Origin of the sequence: Arcobacter peruensis, from assembly GCF_003711085.1 — a bacterium.
In the GTDB taxonomy this organism is placed as follows: Bacteria; Campylobacterota; Campylobacteria; order Campylobacterales; family Arcobacteraceae; genus Poseidonibacter; species Poseidonibacter parvus.
In genome coordinates, this window is sequence record NZ_CP032363.1 from 2,272,098 (window position 1) to 2,296,658 (window position 24,561).

At 28.7% G+C, this 24,561-nt stretch carries 20 protein-coding genes; 12 read left to right on the plus strand and 8 right to left on the minus strand.

Annotated features, from left to right (window positions below; all coding sequences use genetic code 11):
• Positions 1-70 precede the first annotated feature (70 nt).
• The 8 genes from D3Z07_RS11240 (at position 71) to ureG (ending at position 6,787) form a co-directional block, all read left to right on the plus strand.
• Positions 71-826, plus strand: coding sequence for an urease accessory protein UreD (locus tag D3Z07_RS11240; RefSeq protein WP_076088696.1), 756 nt, complete (start codon positions 71-73; stop codon positions 824-826).
• A gap of 1 nt (position 827) precedes the next feature.
• Positions 828-1,466: a cytochrome c biogenesis protein CcdA gene (locus D3Z07_RS11245; protein WP_076088694.1), complete on the plus strand. Its 639-nt coding sequence runs from the start codon at positions 828-830 to the stop codon at positions 1,464-1,466.
• 9 nt (positions 1,467-1,475) lie between these two features.
• Positions 1,476-2,153 carry an urease subunit beta gene (locus D3Z07_RS11250; protein ID WP_076088692.1) on the plus strand — a complete coding sequence of 226 codons (678 nt, stop codon included), beginning with the start codon at positions 1,476-1,478 and terminating at the stop codon, positions 2,151-2,153.
• 1 nt (position 2,154) lies between these two features.
• Positions 2,155-3,855, plus strand: a complete 1,701-nt coding sequence (gene ureC / locus D3Z07_RS11255) for an urease subunit alpha (protein ID WP_122893916.1) — start codon at positions 2,155-2,157, stop codon at positions 3,853-3,855.
• 149 nt (positions 3,856-4,004) lie between these two features.
• A complete protein-coding gene (locus tag D3Z07_RS11260) occupies positions 4,005-4,850 on the plus strand; it encodes a hypothetical protein (RefSeq protein WP_122893917.1) in 846 nt (281 codons plus the stop codon).
• A 122-nt stretch (positions 4,851-4,972) separates the two neighbouring features.
• Positions 4,973-5,407, plus strand: a complete 435-nt coding sequence (locus tag D3Z07_RS11265; RefSeq protein WP_228200547.1) for an urease accessory protein UreE — start codon at positions 4,973-4,975, stop codon at positions 5,405-5,407.
• A gap of 22 nt (positions 5,408-5,429) precedes the next feature.
• A complete protein-coding gene (locus D3Z07_RS11270; RefSeq protein WP_228200548.1) occupies positions 5,430-6,077 on the plus strand; it encodes an urease accessory UreF family protein in 648 nt (215 codons plus the stop codon).
• Between the two features lie 104 nt (positions 6,078-6,181).
• Positions 6,182-6,787, plus strand: coding sequence for an urease accessory protein UreG (ureG, locus tag D3Z07_RS11275; RefSeq protein WP_076088682.1), 606 nt, complete (start codon positions 6,182-6,184; stop codon positions 6,785-6,787).
• A 47-nt stretch (positions 6,788-6,834) separates the two neighbouring features.
• Here ureG and D3Z07_RS11280 read toward each other — a convergent pair whose 3' ends face one another.
• The 7 genes from D3Z07_RS11280 to D3Z07_RS11310 all read right to left on the minus strand — a co-directional run bounded on the left by D3Z07_RS11280 (position 6,835) and on the right by D3Z07_RS11310 (position 18,204).
• The gene (locus D3Z07_RS11280; protein ID WP_122893919.1) at positions 6,835-7,320 is read right to left on the minus strand and encodes a Spy/CpxP family protein refolding chaperone; all 486 of its coding nucleotides are present in this window, start codon (positions 7,318-7,320) and stop codon (positions 6,835-6,837) included.
• A 159-nt stretch (positions 7,321-7,479) separates the two neighbouring features.
• Complete coding sequence (locus tag D3Z07_RS11285; RefSeq protein WP_076088678.1) at positions 7,480-9,789, minus strand: molybdopterin oxidoreductase family protein; 2,310 nt, start codon at positions 9,787-9,789, stop codon at positions 7,480-7,482.
• 1 nt (position 9,790) lies between these two features.
• Entirely contained in the window at positions 9,791-11,392 is a 1,602-nt protein-coding gene (locus D3Z07_RS11290) for a DmsC/YnfH family molybdoenzyme membrane anchor subunit (protein ID WP_122893920.1), read from the minus strand.
• Between the two features lie 2 nt (positions 11,393-11,394).
• A complete protein-coding gene (locus D3Z07_RS11295) occupies positions 11,395-12,990 on the minus strand; it encodes a ferredoxin--nitrite reductase (protein ID WP_164707227.1) in 1,596 nt (531 codons plus the stop codon).
• 141 nt (positions 12,991-13,131) lie between these two features.
• Complete coding sequence (locus D3Z07_RS11300) at positions 13,132-15,120, minus strand: molybdopterin oxidoreductase family protein (RefSeq protein ID WP_076088673.1); 1,989 nt, start codon at positions 15,118-15,120, stop codon at positions 13,132-13,134.
• Positions 15,121-15,218: 98 nt separating this feature from the next.
• On the minus strand, positions 15,219-16,844 hold the full coding sequence (locus D3Z07_RS11305) for a protein kinase domain-containing protein (protein ID WP_122893921.1): 1,626 nt from the start codon (positions 16,842-16,844) through the stop codon (positions 15,219-15,221).
• 79 nt (positions 16,845-16,923) lie between these two features.
• Positions 16,924-18,204, minus strand: a complete 1,281-nt coding sequence (locus D3Z07_RS11310) for an MFS transporter (RefSeq protein WP_076088669.1) — start codon at positions 18,202-18,204, stop codon at positions 16,924-16,926.
• Between the two features lie 211 nt (positions 18,205-18,415).
• Here D3Z07_RS11310 and D3Z07_RS11315 point away from each other — a divergent pair, with 211 nt between their 5' ends.
• From D3Z07_RS11315 to D3Z07_RS11330, 4 genes are all read left to right on the plus strand, one after another.
• A complete protein-coding gene (locus D3Z07_RS11315; protein ID WP_122893922.1) occupies positions 18,416-19,078 on the plus strand; it encodes a DUF2071 domain-containing protein in 663 nt (220 codons plus the stop codon).
• Between the two features lie 209 nt (positions 19,079-19,287).
• Positions 19,288-20,664, plus strand: coding sequence for a CmpA/NrtA family ABC transporter substrate-binding protein (locus D3Z07_RS11320; protein WP_076088665.1), 1,377 nt, complete (start codon positions 19,288-19,290; stop codon positions 20,662-20,664).
• Between the two features lie 126 nt (positions 20,665-20,790).
• A complete protein-coding gene (gene ntrB / locus D3Z07_RS11325; protein ID WP_076088663.1) occupies positions 20,791-21,600 on the plus strand; it encodes a nitrate ABC transporter permease in 810 nt (269 codons plus the stop codon).
• 11 nt (positions 21,601-21,611) lie between these two features.
• A complete protein-coding gene (locus tag D3Z07_RS11330; protein ID WP_076088661.1) occupies positions 21,612-22,406 on the plus strand; it encodes an ABC transporter ATP-binding protein in 795 nt (264 codons plus the stop codon).
• Positions 22,407-22,441: 35 nt separating this feature from the next.
• Here D3Z07_RS11330 and D3Z07_RS11335 read toward each other — a convergent pair whose 3' ends face one another.
• A complete protein-coding gene (locus tag D3Z07_RS11335) occupies positions 22,442-24,370 on the minus strand; it encodes an ankyrin repeat domain-containing protein (protein ID WP_122893923.1) in 1,929 nt (642 codons plus the stop codon).
• Between the last annotated feature and the right edge of the window lie 191 nt (positions 24,371-24,561).

A 24,561-nucleotide genomic window follows, 5' to 3' on the forward strand; every position in this document is an offset into this window, starting at 1 on the left:
TAAAAAATAAACAACTGTAGAAATATTAATACAATGATTTTTGATAAAATATTTCTACAAGGGTTATAGAATGAGTTTAAAGTTTAATTTTAAAAATGATAAATTTTCACTAGATAGATTGAATCTTCCCTCTAGATATTATCTATTTAATGATGAGGAAAACTATATCAAACTTCTTAATATTGGAGAAGGTATTTTTCCAAAAGATAGGATTAAAACAAACTTTAAACTAGATAATTCAAACTTAATAATTACAACAGAATCAGCTACAAAAATATATCCTTCAAACTCTAAATATTTTAGTCTAAATAATATTGATATTAAAATCAAAAATAAATCGAATTTAGAATTTTTAAATGATGAACTAATTTTATATAAAGATGCAAAATTTATTCAAACATTTAAGCTTGAATTTGATAAAGATTCAACCTTTTTTTATACTGATATTTTAAGTAATGGGCGAAGCTACGAAGATTTTGATTTTACTAGTATGAAAATAAAAAACTCTTTTATTGAAGAGGGGAGATGTGAATATATAGAAAAGTTTGATATTGAAGGTATTGAGTTAAAAAATTATATAAAAAGAAAAAGTAGCAAAACAAATCTTTTTGCAAAAGTTTATATCAAAACTATAGATAATGTTGCTTTTTTAGAAAAGTTAGAAAAAGAAGAGTTTTCAACTTTTACATATTCTAAATCAAAAAGACTGATAATTGGCGTTTTAAGTAGTGAGAATATGGCTATTTTAAAAGATAAAGTCTTAAAAGTTTGGGATATTTATAGAAAAAATTTAGAAAAAAACAGTTTTAATATGGGGAAACAATAATATGGAAGTAGGTTTAATAGTTTTATTTTGGTATGGAGTACTTCATGCTTTTGGAGCTGATCATATCGTTGCAATAATCAACTTTTCACTTGGAAAAAGTAAAACAAAAACATTTTTGATTACTTTTGCCTTTGCAATAGGACATGGTTTAATGTTGTTTATTTTTGCAAAGGTTTTACAAGAGTTTACTTCAATAGATTCATATCTTGGATATGGAGATATTATAAGTTCATCAGTAATTATTGCTATGGGAATATATTTGATATATCTTGTAAATGCTAAAAAAATCATCTTAGACAAGCATATGCATGAAGGTAAAGAACATATACATTTGAGTTTTGCAAAAAATCATACTCATAAAAAAACAGATACAAAAAGTGCTTTTATTATAGGTTCACTAATGGGAATTGGTGGTGTAAGAGGTATGCTTATTACTCTTGGTGTTATAAATTCACAAAGTGTAGATTTTACTATGGTTATGGCTTTTGTTTTAGGGGTTAGTTTAGTGTTTATATGTTTTGGGTTTATTATAAATTATATAAATGAAAATGTTTTAAATAGTACAAAAAATATAAAAAGAGTATTTACAACAGCTGGAATTGTCTCAATTTTAGTTGGAACGAATATGATATTAGGATAAGGAGAAAATATGCTTTTAACGAATAGAGAACAAGAAAAACTGATGATTTACACAGCATCAAAGCTTGCACAAGAACGCAAGGATAGAGGTTGCAAACTTAATTTTCCAGAAGCAACTGCTATTATAACTTCATATATACTTGAAGGTGCTAGAGATGGGAAAAGTGTTGCCCAACTTATGGTTGATGCTACAAAAGTTTTAAACCATGATGATGTTATGGATGGAATTGCTTCTATGATGGATATGGTTCAAGTGGAAGCTACTTTTGATGATGGAACAAAACTTGTAACAGTTCATAGTCCAATACAAGGTAATGACACAATGATTCCTGGTGAATATATTGTAGAAGATGGTGAAATTGAACTAAATGAAAATAAAGAGATTACAACTTTAGAAGTTGAAAATACAGGCGATAGACCAGTGCAAATTGGTTCACATTATCACTTCTTTGAAGTAAACAATAATCTTGATTTCAATAGAGGTGATGCTTATGGAAAAAGACTTGATGTTGCTGCTGGTACTTCAGTACGATTTGAACCAGGAAGTAAAAAGAAAGTAAATTTAGTTTCATATAGTGGAAATAGATATATGAGTGGTTTCAATGGTTTAGTTGAAGGTAACTTAGATGATGAAACTGTAAAAGAACAAGCTATGAAAAACTTATCAATATTTTTAGGGGAGAAATAAAATGAAAATTTCAAAACAAAAATATGCTGCGATGTATGGACCAACTACAGGTGATAGATTTAGATTAGCAGATACATCTTTAATCGCACAAATTGAAAAAGATTACACAACTTACGGTGAAGAAGTAAAGTTTGGTGGTGGTAAAACTATTCGTGATGGAATGGCTCAAAGTCCAAAAGCTATTGATGTTGCTGATTTAATTATTACAAATGCTGTGATTATTGATTATACTGGTATTTATAAAGCTGATGTTGGGGTAAAAGATGGAAAAATATTGGCTATTGGAAAAGCTGGAAATAGTGAGCTTTGTGATGGAATTACTCAAGGTTTAGAAATAGGCGCTAATACTGAAATACTTTCTGCTGAAGGAAAAGTAATAACAGCTGGTGGAGTTGATTCACATATTCACTTTATTTCACCAACACAAATAGATGAAGCACTAAGTTCGGGAGTTACTACAATGATAGGTGGAGGTACTGGACCAAATACTGGTACAAATGCAACTACTTGTACTCCAGGTGAGTGGAATATTTCTAAAATGATTGAATCAGTTGAAAACTATCCTTTAAACTTTGGATTTATGGGAAAAGGAAACTCAAGTTCATATGAAGCACTAAAATCACAAATTGATTCAGGTGCAATGGGTCTTAAACTTCACGAAGATTGGGGAAGTACTCCAAATGCAATTGATACTTGTTTGAGTGTTGCAGATGATTTTGATGTTCAAGTGGCAATTCATACAGATACATTAAATGAATCAGGATTTGTTGAAAATACAGTTGGTTCTTTTAAAAATAGAACTATTCATACTTTTCACTCAGAAGGTGCAGGAGGAGGTCATGCTCCTGATATTATGAAAGTAGCAGGTTTAGCAAACGTTTTACCTTCATCAACAAACCCAACACTTCCATATACAAAAAATACAATAGAAGAACATCTTGATATGTTAATGGTTTGTCATCATTTAAGTCCAAAAATTCCTGAAGATGTAAGTTTCGCAGAATCTAGAATTAGAGGTAAGACAATTGCAGCTGAAGATGTACTTCATGATATTGGTGCTATTAGTATTACAAGTTCTGATTCACAAGCAATGGGTAGAGTTGGAGAAGTTCTTATTCGTACATGGCAAGTTGCTGATTCTATGAAAAAACAAAGAGGTGCATTACCAAGTGATAATGAAAAGTGTGATAATGAAAGAATTAAAAGATATATTGCAAAATATACTATAAATCCTGCCATTGCATGTGGTATTGATGAGCATGTAGGAAGTGTAGAGGTTGGTAAGATGGCTGACCTTGTTATGTGGGATAGAGCTTTATTTGGAGTGAAACCTTCTTTAGTTATTAAAGGTGGATTTATTGCTTTAAGTGTAATGGGTGATGCAAATGCTTCAATTCCAACACCAGAACCAAACTTATATAGAAAGATGTTCGGTTCAGAAGGAAAAGCCAGTGCAAAAATTAGTGCTATCTTTACTTCAAAAGTTGCAAGTGGTGATTTAAAAGAAAAACTTGGAATTGATAAAAAGGTATTGGCTGTTAAAAATACTAGAAATATCGGTAAAAAAGATATGAAATTAAATGACTTTATTGGAGATATTGTAGTTGACCCTGAAACTTATGATGTTTTAGTTGATGGTGAATTAATCACATCAGATTATGTAACAACAGTGCCAATGGCTAAAAAATATTTTATGTTCTAAGAATAGAACATAAAATATAATAGCTGTAATATAAGAATAAAGCACTTAGTTATTGTATTTACTTATATTTATAATATAAGTTTAGAGTAACATTTTTTTGATAATATTTCAAAAATGCAACTTGGTTGCATAATTAAAAAGGAAATTATTTGAAGAAAATTATCTTAACAACACTACTTCTATCAACTTTAGTAATGGCACAGAACTCTTTTACATATAAATATTCAAAAAAAGATTTTTCTAACTCTGCAACAAAACTTGAAGGAAAAATACAAGATCTTGGTATTAACTTATCAGTAAAACAACATCAATTTAGTTTAGGATATATAAATGATAAAGTAGATAGAGAACATTATATGAGTCATAATACTCTTGAATCCTTAGATGTTAAGAAATATAATCTAAAGTATGAAAATAAAATCAATGAAGCTCTTAGTTTAAAAGCAAACTATATAAAGATTATTGACAATTTAGCACCAACAGATCAAGGAAAGATTTATGGGCTTGGAGCAAAATACAATATAAACAAGGGTTTAGAATTAGCAGTTGATTTATATAAAAGTGATTATAAAACTTTTGATGTACACCAATATGACTTCTCTCTTAGTAAAAAACTAAAAATAAATAATTTAAAAGTAAAAGTATCTGCAATAGTTAAATCTATCAATATTGATGGAGAAAAGTATGGGAGTTATTCTTTTGATGATAAGGATTATTTAACAGCAGGTTTAAAAGTAAATGCAAATTATAATAGTTATCTATTAGGTGCACAGGCATTTTTTGGGAAAAGAGTATTTACAGTATTTAATGATGGAACAAAAGTTCAACATCATGCTATGGAACAAGATAAAAGATATATGATAAGTTTAGGTAAAAAATTTAAAGATTTTGATGTAGTACTTGCTTACCTTTATCAAAATGGCAAAGAATTACCTGAAAATAAAGATGATGTTGATACTAGTGTCACAACACTTGCTTTTAAATATAACTTCTAAAGTCTAAAAGTTATTGTTTATATAAACTATTTAAAGATTTTGTCTAATTAATAAACAAAGAATTCCTATACAAACCTATAAAATTTTTATACAATTGTATATATATTATATAAGGAAATTTTTTGATAAAAAAAGTAGTAGAAATAAAAAAAGATATCAAAGCTAATGATGAGGTAGAATTATCATGGTTTGATATGCAAAAACCAAATTTAACAGCTGTATCAAATAAGGGTGTAAATTTCATAATAAAAGCAAAATTTACGCACTTACATGAAGATGATATTTTAGTTGATGAGGATGGTTATGCAATTAAAGTAAAAAGAAGTGAAGATAATATTTATGTGTTTGAATTTACAGATGCTTTAAACTTTGCAAAAGTGGCTTATGAAATAGGTAATAGACATCAACCTGTAATGATTAGTGATATGAATATTACAGTTTTAGATGATATTTCATTAGTAGATATAATTGAAGCTGCATATAAAAATGATGATATAAAAATTACAAAAACTACTGGGTATTTTAAAGCAAATGGAAAAGCACATCATTCACACTAATTTAAAAAGTCTTAGTAGATTTATGCAAATACTTGATGGAACTTTTCCATCTGGTGTATTTGTACATTCTTTTGGGCTTGAACCTCATATTGTAAAAGAGCATGTAAAAGATATTGATACTTTAAAAATATATCTTGAAAACTTGATTATTGACCAGTACTCTAAAATGGAATTTGTTTATGTTCAAAAAACTTATGAGTTGTTAGAAAAGAAAAAAGTAAATTTACTTAAAAAACTTGATAATGAAATATCTTCATATCTAACATTTGATTATGCAAAAGCTTCAAAAGATATTGGACATAATTACTATGTACAAATTAAAGATACAGTTTTAAAAGATGAAGTAAAAAAGTATTATTCTTTAATTGAAGAGAAAAAATCCGATGCAAATGAGCTAATAGTATTAGCTTCTTATGCTTATGACTTAGATATAAATATTAAAGATTTTATTGTAATGTGGACTAAAAAGAATTTAATCAATATTGCAGCAACAACGCTTAAAATATCAAGAATAAAACCCTCACAAATTCAAAAAATGCTTTTTGAATTTGATGAAATATTAGAAAATATGGATTTTAATTTTGATGAAAAGATTACAAATTTTAACCCACTGTTTGAAGAAGTGATATTTGAGCATAAAACACTAGAACCAAAAATGTTCGTAACATAATATTCCTCTTTTGCTTTATTTCTGCGTTAAAATTTAAGTCATTTACATTTAGTAACTCCTTAAATCTTGCATTGAACTAAAGCAAAATATAAATATTAGAAAGAATGAAAAAAAGGAAGAAAATGAGTTTAAAAATAGGAATAGCAGGGCCAGTTGGAAGTGGAAAAACTTCACTAATTGAAGCTCTTACAAATATATTAAAAAACAAATACAAAATAGGTATTGTTACAAATGATATTTATACAACAGAAGATGCAAACTATTTAAAGCAAACACTTGATTTGCCTGATGAGCAAATTATTGGAGTAGAAACTGGTGGCTGTCCACATACAGCAATTCGTGATGATATTTCAATGAATCAAAAAGCAGTACAAGAGTTAGAAGAGAAGTTTAATCCTGATATTATCTTTGTTGAAAGTGGAGGAGATAATCTTAGTGCTACTTTTTCATATGAATTAATTGATTATTATATGTATATAATCGATACTGCACAAGGTGCTGATATTCCAAGAAAAAAAGGGGCAGGATTACTTTTCTCTGATTTATTAGTTGTAAATAAAACAGATTTAGCTCCATATGTTGGAGTTGATTTAGACTCAATGCAAAATGATGTAAAAGAAAATAGAAAAAATAAACCTTATGTATTTATTTCGAATAAAGATGAGAAAACTTTAAATGAAGTTTTAGAGTGGATTGAAGCCTTAGCTTAGATTGAATAAATATAAGAAGATTGTATCTTCTTATATTTTAGTAGAGATTATTTTTGACCTTGACCTTGACCTTTATTATTCATTCTTTTTTCCATCATTGCCATTCTTTTTTCAGCTTTTAAATCCATTAAAACTTTAAATTGTTCTTTTTGTTTAGATGTTAAAACATTGTAAACTCTATCCATCATTTCAGCTTTTAATTCGATTTTATTGTCTCTTTTTTGTTTCATAATTTCAATAAATTTTGCTTTATCAAATGAAGTACTTGTAAAAGCTACAGTTGGAGTAACTCTTTTTTTCATTAAATCTTGTTTGATTGTTCTAATTTGTTTTTTCTGATCTTGAGTTAAATTCAACTGTCTTAATAATGACATAGGTCCTTTTTGACCTTTCATATGAGATTTTTTCATATGTTTTCCACAAGAAGAATGTCCTTTTTTCATCATACCTTTGTTATCTTTATCTGCATATGCAAAAAGACCTGTACTTAATACTGCTGTTAAAGCTGTTGCTACTAATAATTTTGTTTTCATTTTTAAATCCTTTTATATGTTTTATTATTTGTTACCCTGAAAGTATGACGTAGAGGTTTTAATCGTTTATGAATCTTATATTAATGGTATATTAATGAAGTGTGTTATTTGAGTTAAAGAATAAAAATAAAATAAGGGAATGTTCCCTCATTTTATAAATTACTTTGTATAGCTAGCTTGTTTTGTAGTATTATAGCTTTGTTCATTTTTTATAACAATATGCTCTAAAGCACCTGCTATTTCTTCTTCTTTAAATGTAATTCCATTAGGAACTTTAATACTATGAAGTTGAACAGCACATTGCTTATAGTTTGGTTCAAAAGATTTTGGGTCAAACTCTGCTTTTGTAATTGTGTTAATAAGTTGCTCATTATAATGAAAAGGTACAAAGATATTTCCTTCTCTTACATTTTGAGATTCTCTTACTATGATATCTTTGATTTTTCCTCTAATTGAAGAAATATCTAATCTATCACCACTTTTAACTTCAAGTTTTTTTGCATCCTCTGGATTGATTTCAATCCACGCTTCTGGTGCTAAATCATTTAGTATTGAGATAGTTTTAGTTTTAGTTCTTGTATGCCATTGCTCAACTGTACGACCTGTATTTAATATAAGTGGGAAAGAACTATTTTGAGGCTCGCTCATTGGAAGCCAATCAACACTTAATAGTTTTGCTTTTCCATCTTCAGTTCGACAAGGCATATCCTCACTATAAAGTCTAGGCGTTCCATTTGGATTAGCTTCATTACATGGCCATTGAACTCCACCTAATTCTTCTATTAACTCATAAGTCATTCCTGAATAATCACAAAGTCTTCCTTCACTTAATTTTTTCCATTCATTAAAAGCATCAATTGGTTTTTCCCATTTAGGAAATAAACTTTCATTTACACCTTCAAAGTATTTTGAAAATTCTAATACAATATCAAAATCACTTTTAGTCTCACCTAGTGGTTCAACTGCTTTTCTAGCTCTGTTACAACGTCGCTCACTATTTGTATAAGTTCCTTCTTTTTCACTCCAAGTACTCGCAGAAAAAACTACATCAGCTTTAAATGCTGTTTCACTTTTAAAGGCATCTTGAACAACAAGAAGGTCAAGTTTATTAAGTGCTCGTCTTAGCTTTTTTTGATCTGGAAAGGATACAAGTGGATTAGTTGCTACTAACCATAAGGCTTTTATTTCACCTGTTTCAATTGCATCAATAATTTGTGGATATGAATAACCCCTTGCAGTTGGAACATCTTCTACTGGAACATTTGCAATTGTTGCATACTCTTCTCTATCATAAGAGCTTGCAAAGTTTCTATATCCTGGAATTGATGACGTAAATCCAGTTTCTCTTGTACCCATTGCATTACATTGTCCTGTAATTGAAAGTGCTGTTGCACCCTTTCTTCCAAGATTTCCTGTAATTAGTGCAAGATTACAAATAGCACTTACCGTATCAGTTCCTAGTGAGCTTTGATTAACACCCATTGTCCAAGCACTCATAGCCGCACTTGATTTTGCATAAACACGTGCAAGTTCGTATAAATCTTTTACATCAATACCTGTTGTAATTGCTACTTCAGCAGGAGAATAATTGGCCATGATATGTTTTCTAAACTCTTTATATCCAGTTGTTCTCTCATTTATAAACTTTTCGTTTTCCCAGCCTTGCTCTAAAATAATATGACAAAGTCCATTCATTAGTGCTAAGTCTGATCTTGGTTTTATAGGTACAAACATATCTGCCATTTTTGCAGTTTTTGAAAATCTTGGATCAATTACGATAATTTTTGGTTTTTTACCTGTAATCTTTTTATTTTTTGCAATATGTAGTTTTAAAATAGGGTGGTTATCTGCGATATTTGCACCAATTAACATAATAGTATCAGCATATGAGAAATCTTCATAACATCCAACAGGTCCATCACTTCCAAATGTTTGCTTATATCCCATAACTGCACTTGCCATACAAAGTGTTGTATTTCCATCATAGTTATTTGTTTTAAGTCCCATTTGTACAAATTTACCAAGTGTATAGAATTCTTCGGTTAAAAGCTGTCCTGTTGATACAACAGCAACAGCTCCATTTCCGTGGTTTTTTTGAATATCTTTAAACTTATCACTTGTAGTTTTAAACACTTCATCCCAAGTAGACTCAAGTAATTGTCCATTTTTACGAAGCATTGGTTTTGTATATCGGTTTTCGCTTTGCACCATTTCATGTTCACTTAAACCTTTTGGACAAAGTGTTCCTTTATTAACAGGATGCGCTGGATCACCTTTTGTGTATGTTGGTTTTCCATCTTTAACACCAATATATAAACCACAACCAACTCCACAATATCCACATGTACTTCGTACCCAAGATGTAGGAGCTTTTTGCTTTGCTACTTTTCCAAATACTTTATCATCAACAAGTGCGTATTTATCATTTTTAATATCTACACCTAAAAAGTCTTTAATTTTATTTATCATATTATGTCCTTTGATTTCCAGCGAAGAAATTACCAGCTAGACCAAGTGCTACTGCTGTTTTATAAAATAATAATCTAGATACAACTTCACTTGAAAATGAAATAATAATAGATAAACCTAATACTAAAACTGTACTAGAATAATTACCACTAGCAAGTAAAAGTATTGCTAATAGTGGTAAAACTAAAGCTCCAAGACCTAAAGATCTTTCTCTATATTCATTATGTTTTACAAAGTTTTTTTCATAAAGTATTTTTGTTTTATTTAATTGATAGAAGTTCTCTTCTTTTTGCTCATTTAAATCTTTATAAAAATTCTTTTGTTTAGAAAACTCTTCATATTGAAAATATCCAAGAAATAGTGCAAATGGTAATATTACACCAGCTGTTGTAAACTGTTCTTGAAGTACTAAAATTAGTGTAATTAATAGCAATCCAATATAAGAAACATAGAAGAAAATCTTAGTTGTCTCAATTTTGTTCCAAGATGGACGTGCTTTAATTCTATAAATCATAGATTGTGCATAAATACTATATACACCAGCAGCTAAAACGCCAAGTTCTACAATTAGTTTAAAAACTTGATTGAATTCAAAAAAGAATATCCCTATAAGTAATGTTAATCCGCCTGCATAAACTCCTAGAGCTAAAGCTTCTCTACTAAGCCATGATGTTTTTATATTTTTCATAGCTGTTAAAGCAAGTCCTGGACGACCTAAGTGAAGCGCTGATAGAGGAAGACCAATTGCTGCTGGAATAAATACAGCAATCATCATCCATATACTAGGACTTGCAAGATTGAATCCTAGTAAACTTATAAGCTCACCTAAAACTAAAGTAGCAAAACCACCAACAGATATTTGAGTTAAAATAGTCATAAATACTAAAGGCCATTCTGAATGGTTTGGTTTTATTATATGATCATCTGCTGGTATTACTTTTTCTTGATTTTCTTTTTCATCTATTGTGTATCTAGTTGTTGGTTTTGTTATCTCAATATTTGGTAAATGAGGTGCAATTCCCTCTTTTGCCATATCTTCTTCTAACCAATCTTTTACATTTACAACTTCAATTGCAATTGCTCCTGCAGGACAAGCTTGCACACATGCAGGTGTTTGACCTACATCTAATTTATCATGACACATATGACATTTTGTTACTATTCCTCTATCTTCATTAAACACAGGAACTTCATAAGGACAATTCCATGTACAGTATTGACAACCAATACATGTATCATCATCATGAAAAACAATACCATTATCAAATTTTATATATGATTCTGTTGGACATCCTTTTAGACATTCTGGGTCTACACAGTGATTACAAGACATCGAATTAAAGTGATTTGTAACATTTGGGAAAATTCCACTTTGTGTTTCACCAACTCTTCTCCATTTAATATCTGCTGGATTATTGTTTTGTTCATTACATGCAACTTCACAACAATGACAACCAACACATGCAGTTGCATCAAAATGGAATCTATATTGTTCTCCTTCTTTTGGCTTAGGAATATCAATACTATAATTTCCACATTGCATATTAGTATCAGCTTTATAGTTTATAAAGTCCTCTAGTGGAGTTGTTTCATTGCTACTCATGATTACAGACCAATTCTTGTTTGAATTTCTTCAATTGCTAAACTTGATAAAACTCTTGTATCAAAACTTTCGAATGTTTCATTCTCATTCTTTTCTTCTTTATAAATATTTAAAAGTTTTGCAGTTAATTCTTGTGCTTTAGGAATTGAAACAGCTTTAGTTAATTGTCTAGCTTCTAAAATAGAAGATGCTGCCTTTCCTCCTAGGAAGATTTTAACACCATAACATGAATTTCCTTCTTCATCTTTTGCTTTTGCACCTTCAAAACCAATATCCGCAACACCATGAATTCCACAGCCTTTTGGACATGCTGACCAGTACATTCTTACTTTCCCATCTTCAATTGGAACATTTTTGTTTAAATATTCAGCCATATTAATAGCATCAGGTTTTCCAGGAATTACACCAAAAGAACACTCTTTATTTCCAGCACATGCGATTTGATTATTAAAGTATATATTGTGGTATGAGTCATATTTTTTATAAAGTGATGATTGTTTAATATCTTCAATACTTGAAGTATTAGTTATTATATAAAAACTTTGCTCATATGTTAATCTAACTACACCATCGTGTTTTTGTGCTAATAAAGCAGCTTGTTCTAGATCACTTCCACAAAATATTCCAGAAGGAATACCAAAGTGAATAGCGCTTTTCCCATCTTTAAGTTCAATTGTAGAGGAATCATCAAGAGTAAATTCATCTTTTACTAATAACTCTCCAGCTTGTGGAAGTTCTAGTTTTGAATGCTCTTTAATTGCTTTTGCAAACTCTTCTAAACTAACTGCATCTAAAAGAAAAGTTAATCTATTTTTATTTCTATTATCTCTGAAACCATACTCTTTATATAAAGAAATCACAGCTGCAAATACTTCTTTTACTTGGTGATCTTTGACAAAAAGATTCAAGTCTCTTGCTTGAACACCAACTTTACCACCAAGATATAAGTTAAATCCAATTTCTCCATTTTTTGATGCTAATGCAAAAGCACAGTCATTTCCAAAAATATTACAAGTATTTATACTATCACCTAAAATTGCAATATTAAATTTTCGTGGAAGTGTTCCCATCCAAGCTTCTTGCTCTAAGAATACTGATTGAATTTCTTTAAGTAGTGGCATAGTTTCAATTGGAGATGTTTTAGAATAAGAATCAAAAGGTGAAGTTACAACACCTCTAAAGTTATCACCAGCACATTGAATTGCAGAAATTCCAACTGTTGATAAGTCTTTTAATAATAAAGGTAATTCATTGAATTTTAAATATCTAAATTCAACTTGTCCTCTAGTTGTAATATCTATATAGTCATTTCCATATTTCTTTGAACATTGGGCTAGTTTTAAAGCCTGCTCAACGCTTAATTGTCCACCAGGAATCCTAATTCTGATTACAAATGTTTCGCTAGTTCCTTTGTCATATAATCCAAGACATTTTAAGAAGTGTTTTGTATGAGAATCATTTACCGTTTCTTCATAAGAACCTTTACAAAAATCTTCAAAAGTTTTTATAAACTCCATAGGATCTTGTTCTGATTTCATTTTTTCAATTTTATTGATTTTTTTATTTCTTAAATTGTGTGCTTCTTGTAAAACTTGCATTGTCATAACTCCAAAGTATATTTATTGTTATGATTTTAGCCTTTATTTTATGTAAAATTAAAGTTAGACTATATAAAAAATAGACAATTTTACATTAACTAGATAAATTTTATTTAATTAATGTAAAATTAAGTTTAGAAGTTATACTTTTTCTATTTTTACTGCTGAGTGATTGTAATCTGGTTGTAAAGATTCTTTATCATATAAATCATTGGTTAAGTAATTAATTTCTCTATTACTAACAGGAACAAAAATAGTATCAATTCTAATTTTGTCACTTATTAGTACTTTTGAAATTATTTCACCTCTAATTGAAGATATTTTTATAACATCGTCATCTTTTATATTTAAAGCTTTTGCATTTTTTGGATGTATTTCACAAAAATCTAAATCTTTAAATTTTAAAAGAGTTTTAGGCAGATTTGTTTTAGTACCACTGTGCCATTGGTCCCTTGTTCTTCCTGTTAATAAAATAAAGGGATATTTTAAATTGGCTTTTTCAGATAACAATTTATTTTCTACAAAATGTAGATTTGCTTTTTTGTCTTTTGTAAAAAACTTTTTATTTTTTCTAATATCTTCTCCCCAAATAAATGGCTTGTTCCCAACATCTTTATATGATATATCATACATATTTAAATGAGGATTTAATTTTGTCATCTCTTGATACTCTTCAAATATTTCTTGAGGGTTTTTAAAATTAAACGCATTTTTAAAACCTAGTTGTTGAGCTATTAATTGGAAAATCTCCCAATCTGGTTTACAATCAATTGATGTACGAGTTAATTTTTCTTGTTTTGTTATTGTTCTATCTAGATTAGTTTGAGTACCTTCCTTCTCACCCCAAGGAGCAGCAGGAAGTCTTATATGTGCAAACTGTGCAGTTTCAGAGTTTTCATAAGCATTGATTTCTACAACTAGTGGAATTTCTTTGATAAGCTTTTCCATTTTATTTCTATTTGGCAAATGATAAATAGGGTCAGTATGACAAATAATTAATACATCAAGTTTTGCTTCCATCATCTGTGTAGCTGTAAGACCTGGTTTTGTATCAATGTTTTTTGTATTCCAAAATTGAGATACTTTTTTAATAGCTTCTTTATCAAAACCTAAATGAACAGCAAGCATAGTTGATAAACCACCAACTTCTCTACCACCCATTGCATTTGGTTGACCTGTTAGTGAAAATGGACCATTTCCTTTTGTAAATATTTTCCCACTTAATAAATGAGTATTTATTAAAGCTAAATTTTTATCAACACCTTGTGATGATTGATTTAATCCCATTGTCCAAGCACTTATAATATTTGGTGAATTTTTATATAAAGTCCAAAACTGCTCAAATTGCTCTTTTGTCAAGCCTGTTCTTTTTAGCATTTTTGTTGTTGGAATTCTTTTGAATTTATTTTTTAAAAGTTCATAATTATTTACATGAGATAGAACAAATTCCTCATCCACAAGATTTTCATCTATAATTCTTTTTGAAACAAGATTAAAAAAATCAATATCGCTATTTGGTTTTAAAGGAAGATGAAGGTCTGCAATTTTAGCAGTATCTGTAAATCTAGGATCAATAACAACGATTTTTAATCCTGCTTTTTTTGCTCTTTTTATTCTATTATGAAAAACAACATGAGCTTCAGCAGTATTTGCACCTGCAAGTATTAATAAATCTGCATGATGAACATCTTCCATTCGAACAGGAACATAATCAATTCCAAAAGCTTTTTTATGTGCACTTACTGCACTTGACATACAAGTTCTACTATTTGTATCTACATTATTAGTTCCTATAAAACCTTTTCCTAGTTTATTAGCAATATAATAATCTTCAGTTAATAATTGTCCTGATAAATAAATTCCGATTTTTTCTTTCGAAGTGCTTTTAATTTTTTCAGCAATTGTACTTATTGTTTCATCCCATGAAACAACTTTATATTCATCATTGATATTTTTTCTTTGATGTGGACGTAATAATCTTGAAGGAGTTTGAATACTAATTAGTTCTGATATTCCTTTTGAGCAAAGTTTACCTTCGTTTACAGGATAGGCTAAATCTCCAAGAAGTTTATCTTCTTCAAATTCAATTCCACATCCAACACCACAATATCCACATACAGATTTTACCATTTTTACTTACCTTAAGCTTTACATTCTTTAATATAGAAGAAATTATACACTATATTTATGTAAAGTTAAGAATAGCCTATATAAAAAATAAACAGTTGTTAAAAAAATCTAATAAATAAATAGAAATTAAGTAATAAAGATATTCCAAATAAAACTTTGTAAACTAGTAATGGATTTCTTTTTAATAAGGGAGTGTTCTTATTGAAAAAAGCTTGTACTTTTTCTGGATTATCAAGTTCAAATTTCATTAGTGAATAATTTGAATATCTAAGTTCTTGATCAACACAAGTTGCTCTTAATATAATACTTTCTAGCCAAAGAGGAATATTACTATTATATTTTTGTGGAAACTTTATATTTTTAAAACTTGGATTTTGAAAAGGTTCTATTTCTCCATAAGGAAATTCACCTGTTAAGGCTTCATATAAAGTAACTCCAATTGAATAAAGCTCTGTTTGCTCATTTATAGAAGACTCTTGAAATCTCTCAGGTGCAAGATATGAAGGTGTTCCTGCTTTATTTGTTATTGAAAATATCTCTGTTATTGAACCAAAATCAATTACTTTAAATATCCTTTTCCCATCTCTTTGCATTACTATTATATTTTCAGGTTTTATATCTCCATGAACAAGATTGAATTTTAGTAAATATTGGCTCATTGACAACAATGTTTTTGTAAGTGTAATAGATTCATCAATAGATAAAGTTCGTTTTTTTAAATACTGTTTTAAAGTAATACCTTCTAGTTTTGTCATAATATAGTATCTAGCTGATCTTTGTTTTGGTACTACTGATTTTGGAAAAAATCCTGCTTTCAATCTTTTTGCATTCCAAACTTCTTTTGTGTATAAATCTAGAATTTCTTCATTCTCCAAAGCTTCATAAGGTGCAAATTTAATTACATACTCTTTAGAATTTTTTTCACAAACCCAAGTTCTGTCATTTTGGATTAATGAAAGTGTAAGTTTATAGCCATCAAAAATATCACCTTTTTGCAGTTTTTCAGGAATATCAAGAGGTAAGTCTTTATATTTTTGTACTTGATCAATTTCATTGATTTCTAAAATAACTGCTGTTGTATCATCTGGAAGATTCTCTTCTACAAGAGAACTGGCTTTCTTTACAATATGATAAGCACCATTTACAAGATGTTTTGTGAGCATATTTTCACTCATTAAAGAGTACAAGCCATCACTACACATTAAAATTTTATCATCTTTATGAATATTATTTTCAAAATAGAATATTTCTACATCTTTATCTATTCCAATGGCATCTGTTAAAACACTATCCATTCCTTCTTCATTATGGTCATGTGAGAGTTGAGTTAATTCCTTATTTCTATATAAGTAAATTCTACTATCACCCACATTTGCAGCATATAATCTATTACCTTTAATCACACAAATAGTAACTGTAGTTACTAGTTCTGGTCTTTCGTAATCTTTAATTGATTGTGCATATAAAATTGAATTAATTGATGAAATAAAAGTTTTGATAGCTTTTTCAATACTCCAAGCTATTGGAATATTTTTAAAATTTGTGATTAAATGATTTGTAACTTTTTTAGCAGCAAGGGCTCCTTCTTCAGCTGAACCAACACCATCACAAACAACAGCAATTGTTAAATCGTTAAATTGTTTAATTTCATAATAATCATCACCTGTTAGTTCTTGTCTTTTTGCTAATGAAAAACCTGAAGTTGAAATAGTTGCTTTACTCAATTTATCACCTTTTTTATACTTAAATTAAAGCTTATGTTTTAAAGCTTTAATCTAAATATAAAAAGAGCCTAAGCTCTTTTTATATTCTACCACCTGCGCTTACACCCCAAGTAGTTCTCCATCTTGTTTTAACAAGTGAGATTCCTGAGATTGCTACAAATACAACAACTGCAAATATTAAGAATCCAGCTGTATATCCATCAAACGCACCTTTTGACCAACCAAGTGTTTGAATTAAAGCAGTACCACCAAGTCCACCAGCACATCCTACAATACCAGTCATAATACCAATATCTTTACCAAATCTTTGAGGTACAAGTTGGAACACAGCGCCATTTGCCATACCAAGATTTGCCATGATTAAGAATAATACAAAAATTGCAACAGCGAATGGTAATTCGATAGTAGCATTTATAATTGCTAATAACGCAACAACACCATAGAAGAAATATAATGATTTAACACCACCAATTTTATCAGCAACCGCTCCACCAACTGGTCTTAAAATAGCACCTGCAAAGATACATAAAGCACCAAAGTATCCAGCAATAACTTTTACATTTCCTTCATCTAGTACATCAATACCAAATGCTGCCATATCTATTTGATATGTATTCATTAAATAAACTTTCATATATCCTGCGAATCCAACGAAACCACCGAATGAAACAGCATAGAATAAACAGAACCACCAAGTATCTTTATCTTTTAAAAGTTTAACATAATCTTTTAACTTCTTTGGGTTCTTTTTATATACTTCTTCTGGAGCATCTTGTGCTAGGAAGAAATAAGCAACTAATACAATAATAGCCATAAATGCACCAACACCAAATACAGCATCCCATCCCCAAATTTCAGCAATTTTAGGAGCAAATAAGAAATCAATAACAACACCAATATTACCAGCACCTGCAATACCTAAAACAACACCTTGAAGTTTTGGTGGATACCATTGACCAGCTTGAGGAAGTGCAACTGCAAAAGAAGCTCCAGCAAAACCAAGACCAAGTGCAACAATTAATAATTGGTTATATGTGATATTATCACCTTGTAAAAATGCTGTTAAAAGTGCAGCAATAACAATTGATTGTGAAATAAGCGCTGTTAATTTAGCACCAATCTTGTCAACTCCAAAACCAAGTACAATTCTAAGTATTGCTCCTGAAAGAATTGGAAGAGAAAGTAGTGTAGCTTTTTCTCCTGCTGTCATAATATGACCACCTAAAGCTAGAGCTTCACTTATCTCTGTACTAAGAGGTCCTAACATTGTCCAAACCATGAAACTCATATCAAAGTAAAGGAAGGCCATAAACAATGTTGGTGCGTGCCCTTTACCTTTTAAATCTTTTAATCCTGCCATTTTATTCCCTTTAATGTAATTATAAGTTTATTCTATATGAATTATTACTTTATTACTAAGTAATATTGTATATTTAGTAAACAATTGCAAATTATGGAAAAAATATTAATGTAAAATTAAGTTTTATTCTTCTTGCGATTAAAAGACAAAAATTGGCTACCAAACTTATTCTTTTTTGATTAAAATTATATAAATCACAAAAAGGATATTTATGGAAAAAGGATGGAAACAAACTTGGAAAGATTTATTATTTCAACATTTTGAAATTTCAGATATAGATGCTTTTAAATCATATCTTCCAAAAAACTGTAAGTTTGATAGTTTTGATGGTAAATATTATTTAGGTTTAGTTTCAATGACTATGAATGATGTAAAACATAAGTCAACGGGAAATATTATTTGGTTTAAGAAATATAATGAATTAAATGTAAGAACATATATTGTACACGATAATAAACCAGGAGTTTTATTTCTAAGTTTAGATGTAGACAGTTTAATATCAGTTTTAGGTGCAAGGATTTTATATGGCTTACCATATAGAATAAGTAAATATAATAGTATTCAAAATATTGTATCTTCTTATAGAAATTCAAAATTACAATTTAAAACAGAATATGAAATAGTTTCTAAATCAAAAATACCTGAAGCCAATACCTTTGCAAATTGGAGTACAAATAGATATTTTTTTGTAAATAAATACTTAGGAATTAGTTTTAAAGCTAATATCAGTCATGAACCTTGGTCTCTTTGCAGTGCTATTACAAAGAATAGTAATTTGTTGGTTTTAGATGAATATAAAATTAACACTCAATACCCTCAAACTTTTTATTGTAAAGAAATTAATGTCACAACAAATACATTAGAAAGGATATAAAAGTCAATAAATATACTTTTTATGTAATTTTAAGACTATAAAAAGACTTATCAAGAAGTTTTACTATAAAACTTTCTTAAATAGATTTCTATTATGTAAATTTAAGTTAAAATGTATAAATAATAAACATCTACTTTGTATAATCATTAAAAATTTCTGTTAGAATTTTCCTATCTTAAAAATTAATATAAAAAATTAAAGGGGAAAAGATGATTAAGCAAGTAGTAAAAGTTGGTTTAGGATTATCGTTAGTTGCAAGTACATTATTAGCTGCGCCGGAGAAAACAAAGTTAAAGATAGGGTTTATTGCCTTAACAGATTGTGCTCCATTAGTAATAGCTAAAGAAAAAGGTTTTTTTAAAGCTGAAGGTTTAGATGTACATGTTGCAAAAGAAGGTGGTGGTTGGCCAGGAATTCAACAAAAAGTAATTTCTGGAGAATATGACTTTTCACATGCATTAGCAGGAATGCCTATTGCTGCAACATTAGGAATCAATGGTAATGCTCACTTACAAGCTTTATTATCTTTAGACTTTAATGGTAATGCGATTACTTATGGTAATAATATTATTGAAAAAATGGAAGAATATGGTTTAGATAAAACTGAAAGACCAGTATCTGCTGAATCTTTAAAAAAATATATTGATGCAAAAAGAGCTAAAGAAGGGAATAAATATCAGCCACTAAGTTTTGGTATGGTTCACCCAGTTTCTACGCATAACTATGAATTAAGATATTGGATGGCTTCATCTGGTATTAGACCTGACCAAGATTGTACAATTAAACCTTTCCCACCACCAACAATGCCATCAAACTTAATTGCTGGAAATATTGAAGGTTACTGTGTTGGTGAACCTTGGAATTCAAGAATCGTACTTAAAGGTAAAGGTTCTGCATTAGTTACTAACTACGATATTTGGAATAATAATCCTGAAAAAGTTTTACAAGCAAGAGCTGATTTTGTTAAGAAAAACCCAGAAACAACTAAAGCAGTTATGAGAGCAGTTATTAAAGCTCAAAAATGGCTTGATGAATCTTGGGAAAACAGAGAAGAGGCAATTGGTTACTTAGCTAAGAAAAACTATGTTAAAGCTCCTAAAAATGTATTAAGAAAATCAATGTCTGGAACATTCCTTTATAATAAAGGTGTAGATTCTGCAAACCCAATGTTTAACGTATTTGCAAATAACTATGCAGCATATCCATTCTATTCACATGGTATGTGGTTTGTAACTCAAATGTATAGATGGGGACAACTTGATAAACCAGTTGATATGAAAGCTTTAATTGAAAAAGTATATAGACCAGATTTATTTGCCGAAGTTGCTGCAGAAGTTGATTATAAATTACCTCCAAGTGCTTGGAAAAAAGATGGTGTTGATGAATATAATAAATTCTTAGATGGTAAAATTTGGGATCCAAATAAAGCTGTTGATTATATTTTTGATGTAAAAGTTCAAAATTCATTAGTATCAAAAGAAGTTTTAATGAAAGCTAATAAATGGTCTGTTGAAACTAAACAACCAAAATATGAGTGTCATTATGGACCAGCAGGGTGTGCTGATCCTAAGTATGTAACTAAGTAGATTTCTCTACTTAGTCAATAAAAAAGATAAAGCTAAAAGCTTTGTCTTTTAAGTGTCTAGCAAAAAACATCGTACTTAATTTACACTAGGTACTTAAAAGTACAAAAAAATAAAAGGTTTAATTAAATGAACAAAGAACTGATGAAAAAGATTATATTGCCATTTATTGTATTATTTTTAATAATTCAATTTTGGTCTGGTCTTGCAACAATTGTAGAAGATTTTCCAACACCAAGTGATACAGCAGTCTATGCTTTTGGAGGAGAGACTTCTGATGGAGATGAAATAGAAGGTGTTTTATCTGATCCATTCTATATAGAAAATCAAGATGATATGGGAGTATTTTGGCAAATACTTGAATCATTAAAAAGAGTTTTTGCAGGTTTTGCACTAGCTATTTTAGTTGGTATTCCTATTGGTTTATTAGTTGGAATGAGTAAAAATGTTCAATATGCACTTGACCCATTTATTCAAATATTTAAACCTGTTTCACCATTAGCATGGCTGCCATTATTGTTATTCATTTTTCAAGATATTAATGCAACAGCGATTTCTACAATTTTTATTACATCAATCTGGCCGATTATTATAAATACTGCTCTTGGTGTTAAAAATGTAAGTGAGGATTATTTAAATGTTGCAAAAGTATTAAGATTTACTGCAATGGAGAAAGTATATAAAATTATTCTACCAGTTGCTGTTCCTTATATTTTTACAGGGATGAGATTATCTTTAGGTATTGCATGGCTTGTAATTGTTGCAGCTGAAATGCTTACTGGTGGTATTGGTATTGGTTTCTGGATTTGGGATGAATATAATAACCTTGCTTATCATAATATTATAATAGGAATTATTCTAGTTGGTTTAGTTGGATTTATTTTAGATGTAGTTATGGGCAGAATTGCTGATTATTTTGACTATAGAAAAAGAATGTAAGGAAGAAAGAAATGAACGAAAAATTTTTACAATTAGAAAATATAGATAAGACATTTCCCCTTCCTGGTGGAAAAGAGTATAAAGCAGTTGTTGATGTAAATGTTAATATTGCAAAGAATGAAATTATTTCAATAATTGGGCACAGTGGTTGTGGTAAGTCAACACTTCTTAATATGATAGCAGGATTAGATTCACAAACTAAAGGTAATATTATTTTAAATAATAAAGAGATTAAAGGACCAGGACCTGAACGTGCTGTTGTTTTCCAAAATCACTCTTTATTACCTTGGTTAACAGTTTATGAAAATATTGAATTAGCAGTTAAAAAAGTAATGCCAGAACTTGATGCTTCAGAATTAAGAGCAAGAGTTGAAAAATTTGTATCAATGGTAAACTTAGATCATGCAAAAGATAAATTTCCTGGAGAAATATCAGGAGGTATGAAACAAAGAGTTGGAATTGCACGAGCTTTGAGTATTAAACCTGATGTATTACTAATGGATGAACCTTTTGGAGCACTTGATTCATTAACAAGAGCAAATTTACAAGAGCATTTAATGAGAATTCAACAAAGCGTTGAAAATACTGTAATTATTATTACTCATGATATTGATGAAGCAGTTTTATTAAGTGATAAAGTAATTATGATGACAAATGGTCCAGAAGCTACTATTGGAGAAATTTTAGAAGTGGATTTACCAAGACCTAGAAATAGAGTTGAGCTTCAAAGTCATCCTGAATATATTAGATGTAGAGAAGCAATTTTAAGTTTCCTTTACGAAAAATTCGCAAAAGATGATGAATAAAGTTATAAACTAAAAAGTATAAGATATAAGTTATCTTATACTTTTATATTGAATTCTGCAATCATAGCGTTTGCTAATAATCTTAAACTTCTTTTATCAACTTCATTTTTTACATTATCTTCAATATTAATTATATTTTTATGGAATTTCTCAAAAAAAGCCATAATTTTAGGATCTTTTTCGTAAGTGTTATTTACTAATGCTCCTTCATCAAGCATTTCAAGAACTAAATCTTTTTTATCCATAAATGCTGCATAATTTATTGGTTTTAATCCAAATTTATCAGGAATATTTATAATATCTGGGTTGTAAGAATGAATTAATTTAAAATACCTTGTTGTGTCTTTCCATATACAATTATGAATCACACTTCTACCTTTGTTATCAACTGCTTCTAAATCAGATTTTGCTTCAAGTAAAAGTTTTACTGTATATTCACAATCTTCAACAACTGCTTTATGTAAGGGAGTTAATCCTTCATGGTTCTTTGCATTTACATCTACACCTAGATTTATTAAGTTTTGCATCATTTCAAGATACTGTTTTTTTTCTTTTTTTCCTATATGAGAATTATTATAATCCATAAGTTCGAAAATAATATTGTGATCTTCTTTATCTCTTAGATTAATATTAATATTTGAATCTCTAAATATCTTAAATAAATTCAAATTAAAATATAAAATTGAATCAAAAAATAAAGGTTTACCTTTTGAGTTTAGTTGTTCAAAATCAATTTTTGAATGTTCTATTATTTTAGTAATAACTGTTAAATATTCACCATCAATATTTAGCTCTTTTTCAATTTCTTTATCTAAGGGTTTATGATTTTGGTTGAATAGTATAATATCACTTAGTATTTCAATACAGTTCTTCCCTTTTTTATTTTTTATATTTGGATTTGCATTATGTTTTAAAAAATTTATAATGGTTTTTATATGTTCTACACCTTTTAATATAAGTATTGATAAAACAGTTTCACCCCATATATTTTGATGATTTATTGAAATCTTTTTATTTGTTAAAAATACTTCAATTAATTTTTCATTTCCACTTCTAGTTGCTGCAAAAAATGCACTTTCATTTTTATCATCAAGTGCTTCAATATCTACACCTTTTGCTATTAATTCTTTTATCATTAATAGATGATTTTCTCTTTCTTCAAGATTATCTTTAGGAGTATTTAAATAGTGATTAATCGATTCTATTAAAATTGTTGTGTTATCTGAAGCTCTAGAATTTATATCACAGCCTAACTCAACAGCTTTTTCTAAAATCTCAACATTTTTATAACCTTTTGAAAGTGCATAAAATAAAAAGTTTTTACCCTTTTTATCTTGTATTGTAGGATCTGCACCTAATTCTAGTAGACTTATTGCAATATTATTGTTTTTTAAAACAACTTCTTGTTGTAAAACTGTATTTCCTGATTTGTTTACATGATTAATATCTACATCACTTAATTTTGCAACTAATTCAATAATTTCTTTTTTTCCATTTGAAAGAGCATCAAAAATTAAATTATTACCATATTTATCTTCATTTGATAAGTTACTTGATTTTGATATTATATAGTTAACTAATCTATTGTTACTTGCAATAATGGCTTCTTGAATTAATGATCTTTTGTAAATATTTAAGTGATTTACGTTTGCGCCAGATTCTATTAATATAGTTACTAAGGGTAAGTTATTAGAATGAAGTGAATAAAATAAAGCTGTATCATTTTCAGCATTCACAATTTCCATGTCAACTTTTTTATTTATTAGCCATTTAACTGATTCAATATATCCACCTTTTGAGCATAAGTGAAGGAATGTCTCTTTTTTGTCATTCTGCCAATTTAAGTCAATATTACTAGCTTCATATATTGATTCTATTTTTTTTTGATTAAATACAGGATTTAATAATTCTTTTAATAAATCTTCTTCTTTAAAATCTTTAATTTTACTAAAACCTTTTAACATACATCATCTTTATATTAGAATTTTATTTATTTTATAATCAATTAGCTAAAAGATAGATATATTGGAGTTCTTTTAAATTTGAAAATATAAATTAAAAAAAATACAATCAAATGTATAATAAATATACAGCAGGTATGTTTACTTATCATTTTATATATTTTATAATACTCTCATAAAAATTGACAAAGGGG

What these genes read in the sequence shown, in the direction of transcription:
- D3Z07_RS11280 (WP_122893919.1), bottom strand. Translation starts at nt 7,320, where the DNA reads ATGAAAACAAAATTATTAGTAGCAACAGCTTTAACAGCAGTATTAAGT.
- D3Z07_RS11330 (WP_076088661.1), top strand. Translation starts at nt 21,612, where the DNA reads ATGAACGAAAAATTTTTACAATTAGAAAATATAGATAAGACATTTCCC.
- D3Z07_RS11315 (WP_122893922.1), top strand. Translation starts at nt 18,416, where the DNA reads ATGGAAAAAGGATGGAAACAAACTTGGAAAGATTTATTATTTCAACAT.
- D3Z07_RS11250 (WP_076088692.1), top strand. Translation starts at nt 1,476, where the DNA reads ATGCTTTTAACGAATAGAGAACAAGAAAAACTGATGATTTACACAGCA.
- D3Z07_RS11310 (WP_076088669.1), bottom strand. Translation starts at nt 18,204, where the DNA reads ATGGCAGGATTAAAAGATTTAAAAGGTAAAGGGCACGCACCAACATTG.
- D3Z07_RS11285 (WP_076088678.1), bottom strand. Translation starts at nt 9,789, where the DNA reads ATGATAAATAAAATTAAAGACTTTTTAGGTGTAGATATTAAAAATGAT.
- D3Z07_RS11290 (WP_122893920.1), bottom strand. Translation starts at nt 11,392, where the DNA reads ATGAGTAGCAATGAAACAACTCCACTAGAGGACTTTATAAACTATAAA.
- D3Z07_RS11300 (WP_076088673.1), bottom strand. Translation starts at nt 15,120, where the DNA reads ATGGTAAAATCTGTATGTGGATATTGTGGTGTTGGATGTGGAATTGAA.
- ureC (WP_122893916.1), top strand. Translation starts at nt 2,155, where the DNA reads ATGAAAATTTCAAAACAAAAATATGCTGCGATGTATGGACCAACTACA.
- D3Z07_RS11295 (WP_164707227.1), bottom strand. Translation starts at nt 12,990, where the DNA reads ATGCAAGTTTTACAAGAAGCACACAATTTAAGAAATAAAAAAATCAAT.
- ntrB (WP_076088663.1), top strand. Translation starts at nt 20,791, where the DNA reads ATGAACAAAGAACTGATGAAAAAGATTATATTGCCATTTATTGTATTA.
- D3Z07_RS11320 (WP_076088665.1), top strand. Translation starts at nt 19,288, where the DNA reads ATGATTAAGCAAGTAGTAAAAGTTGGTTTAGGATTATCGTTAGTTGCA.
- D3Z07_RS11240 (WP_076088696.1), top strand. Translation starts at nt 71, where the DNA reads ATGAGTTTAAAGTTTAATTTTAAAAATGATAAATTTTCACTAGATAGA.
- D3Z07_RS11335 (WP_122893923.1), bottom strand. Translation starts at nt 24,370, where the DNA reads ATGTTAAAAGGTTTTAGTAAAATTAAAGATTTTAAAGAAGAAGATTTA.
- D3Z07_RS11270 (WP_228200548.1), top strand. Translation starts at nt 5,430, where the DNA reads ATGCAAATACTTGATGGAACTTTTCCATCTGGTGTATTTGTACATTCT.
- D3Z07_RS11245 (WP_076088694.1), top strand. Translation starts at nt 828, where the DNA reads ATGGAAGTAGGTTTAATAGTTTTATTTTGGTATGGAGTACTTCATGCT.
- ureG (WP_076088682.1), top strand. Translation starts at nt 6,182, where the DNA reads ATGAAAAAAAGGAAGAAAATGAGTTTAAAAATAGGAATAGCAGGGCCA.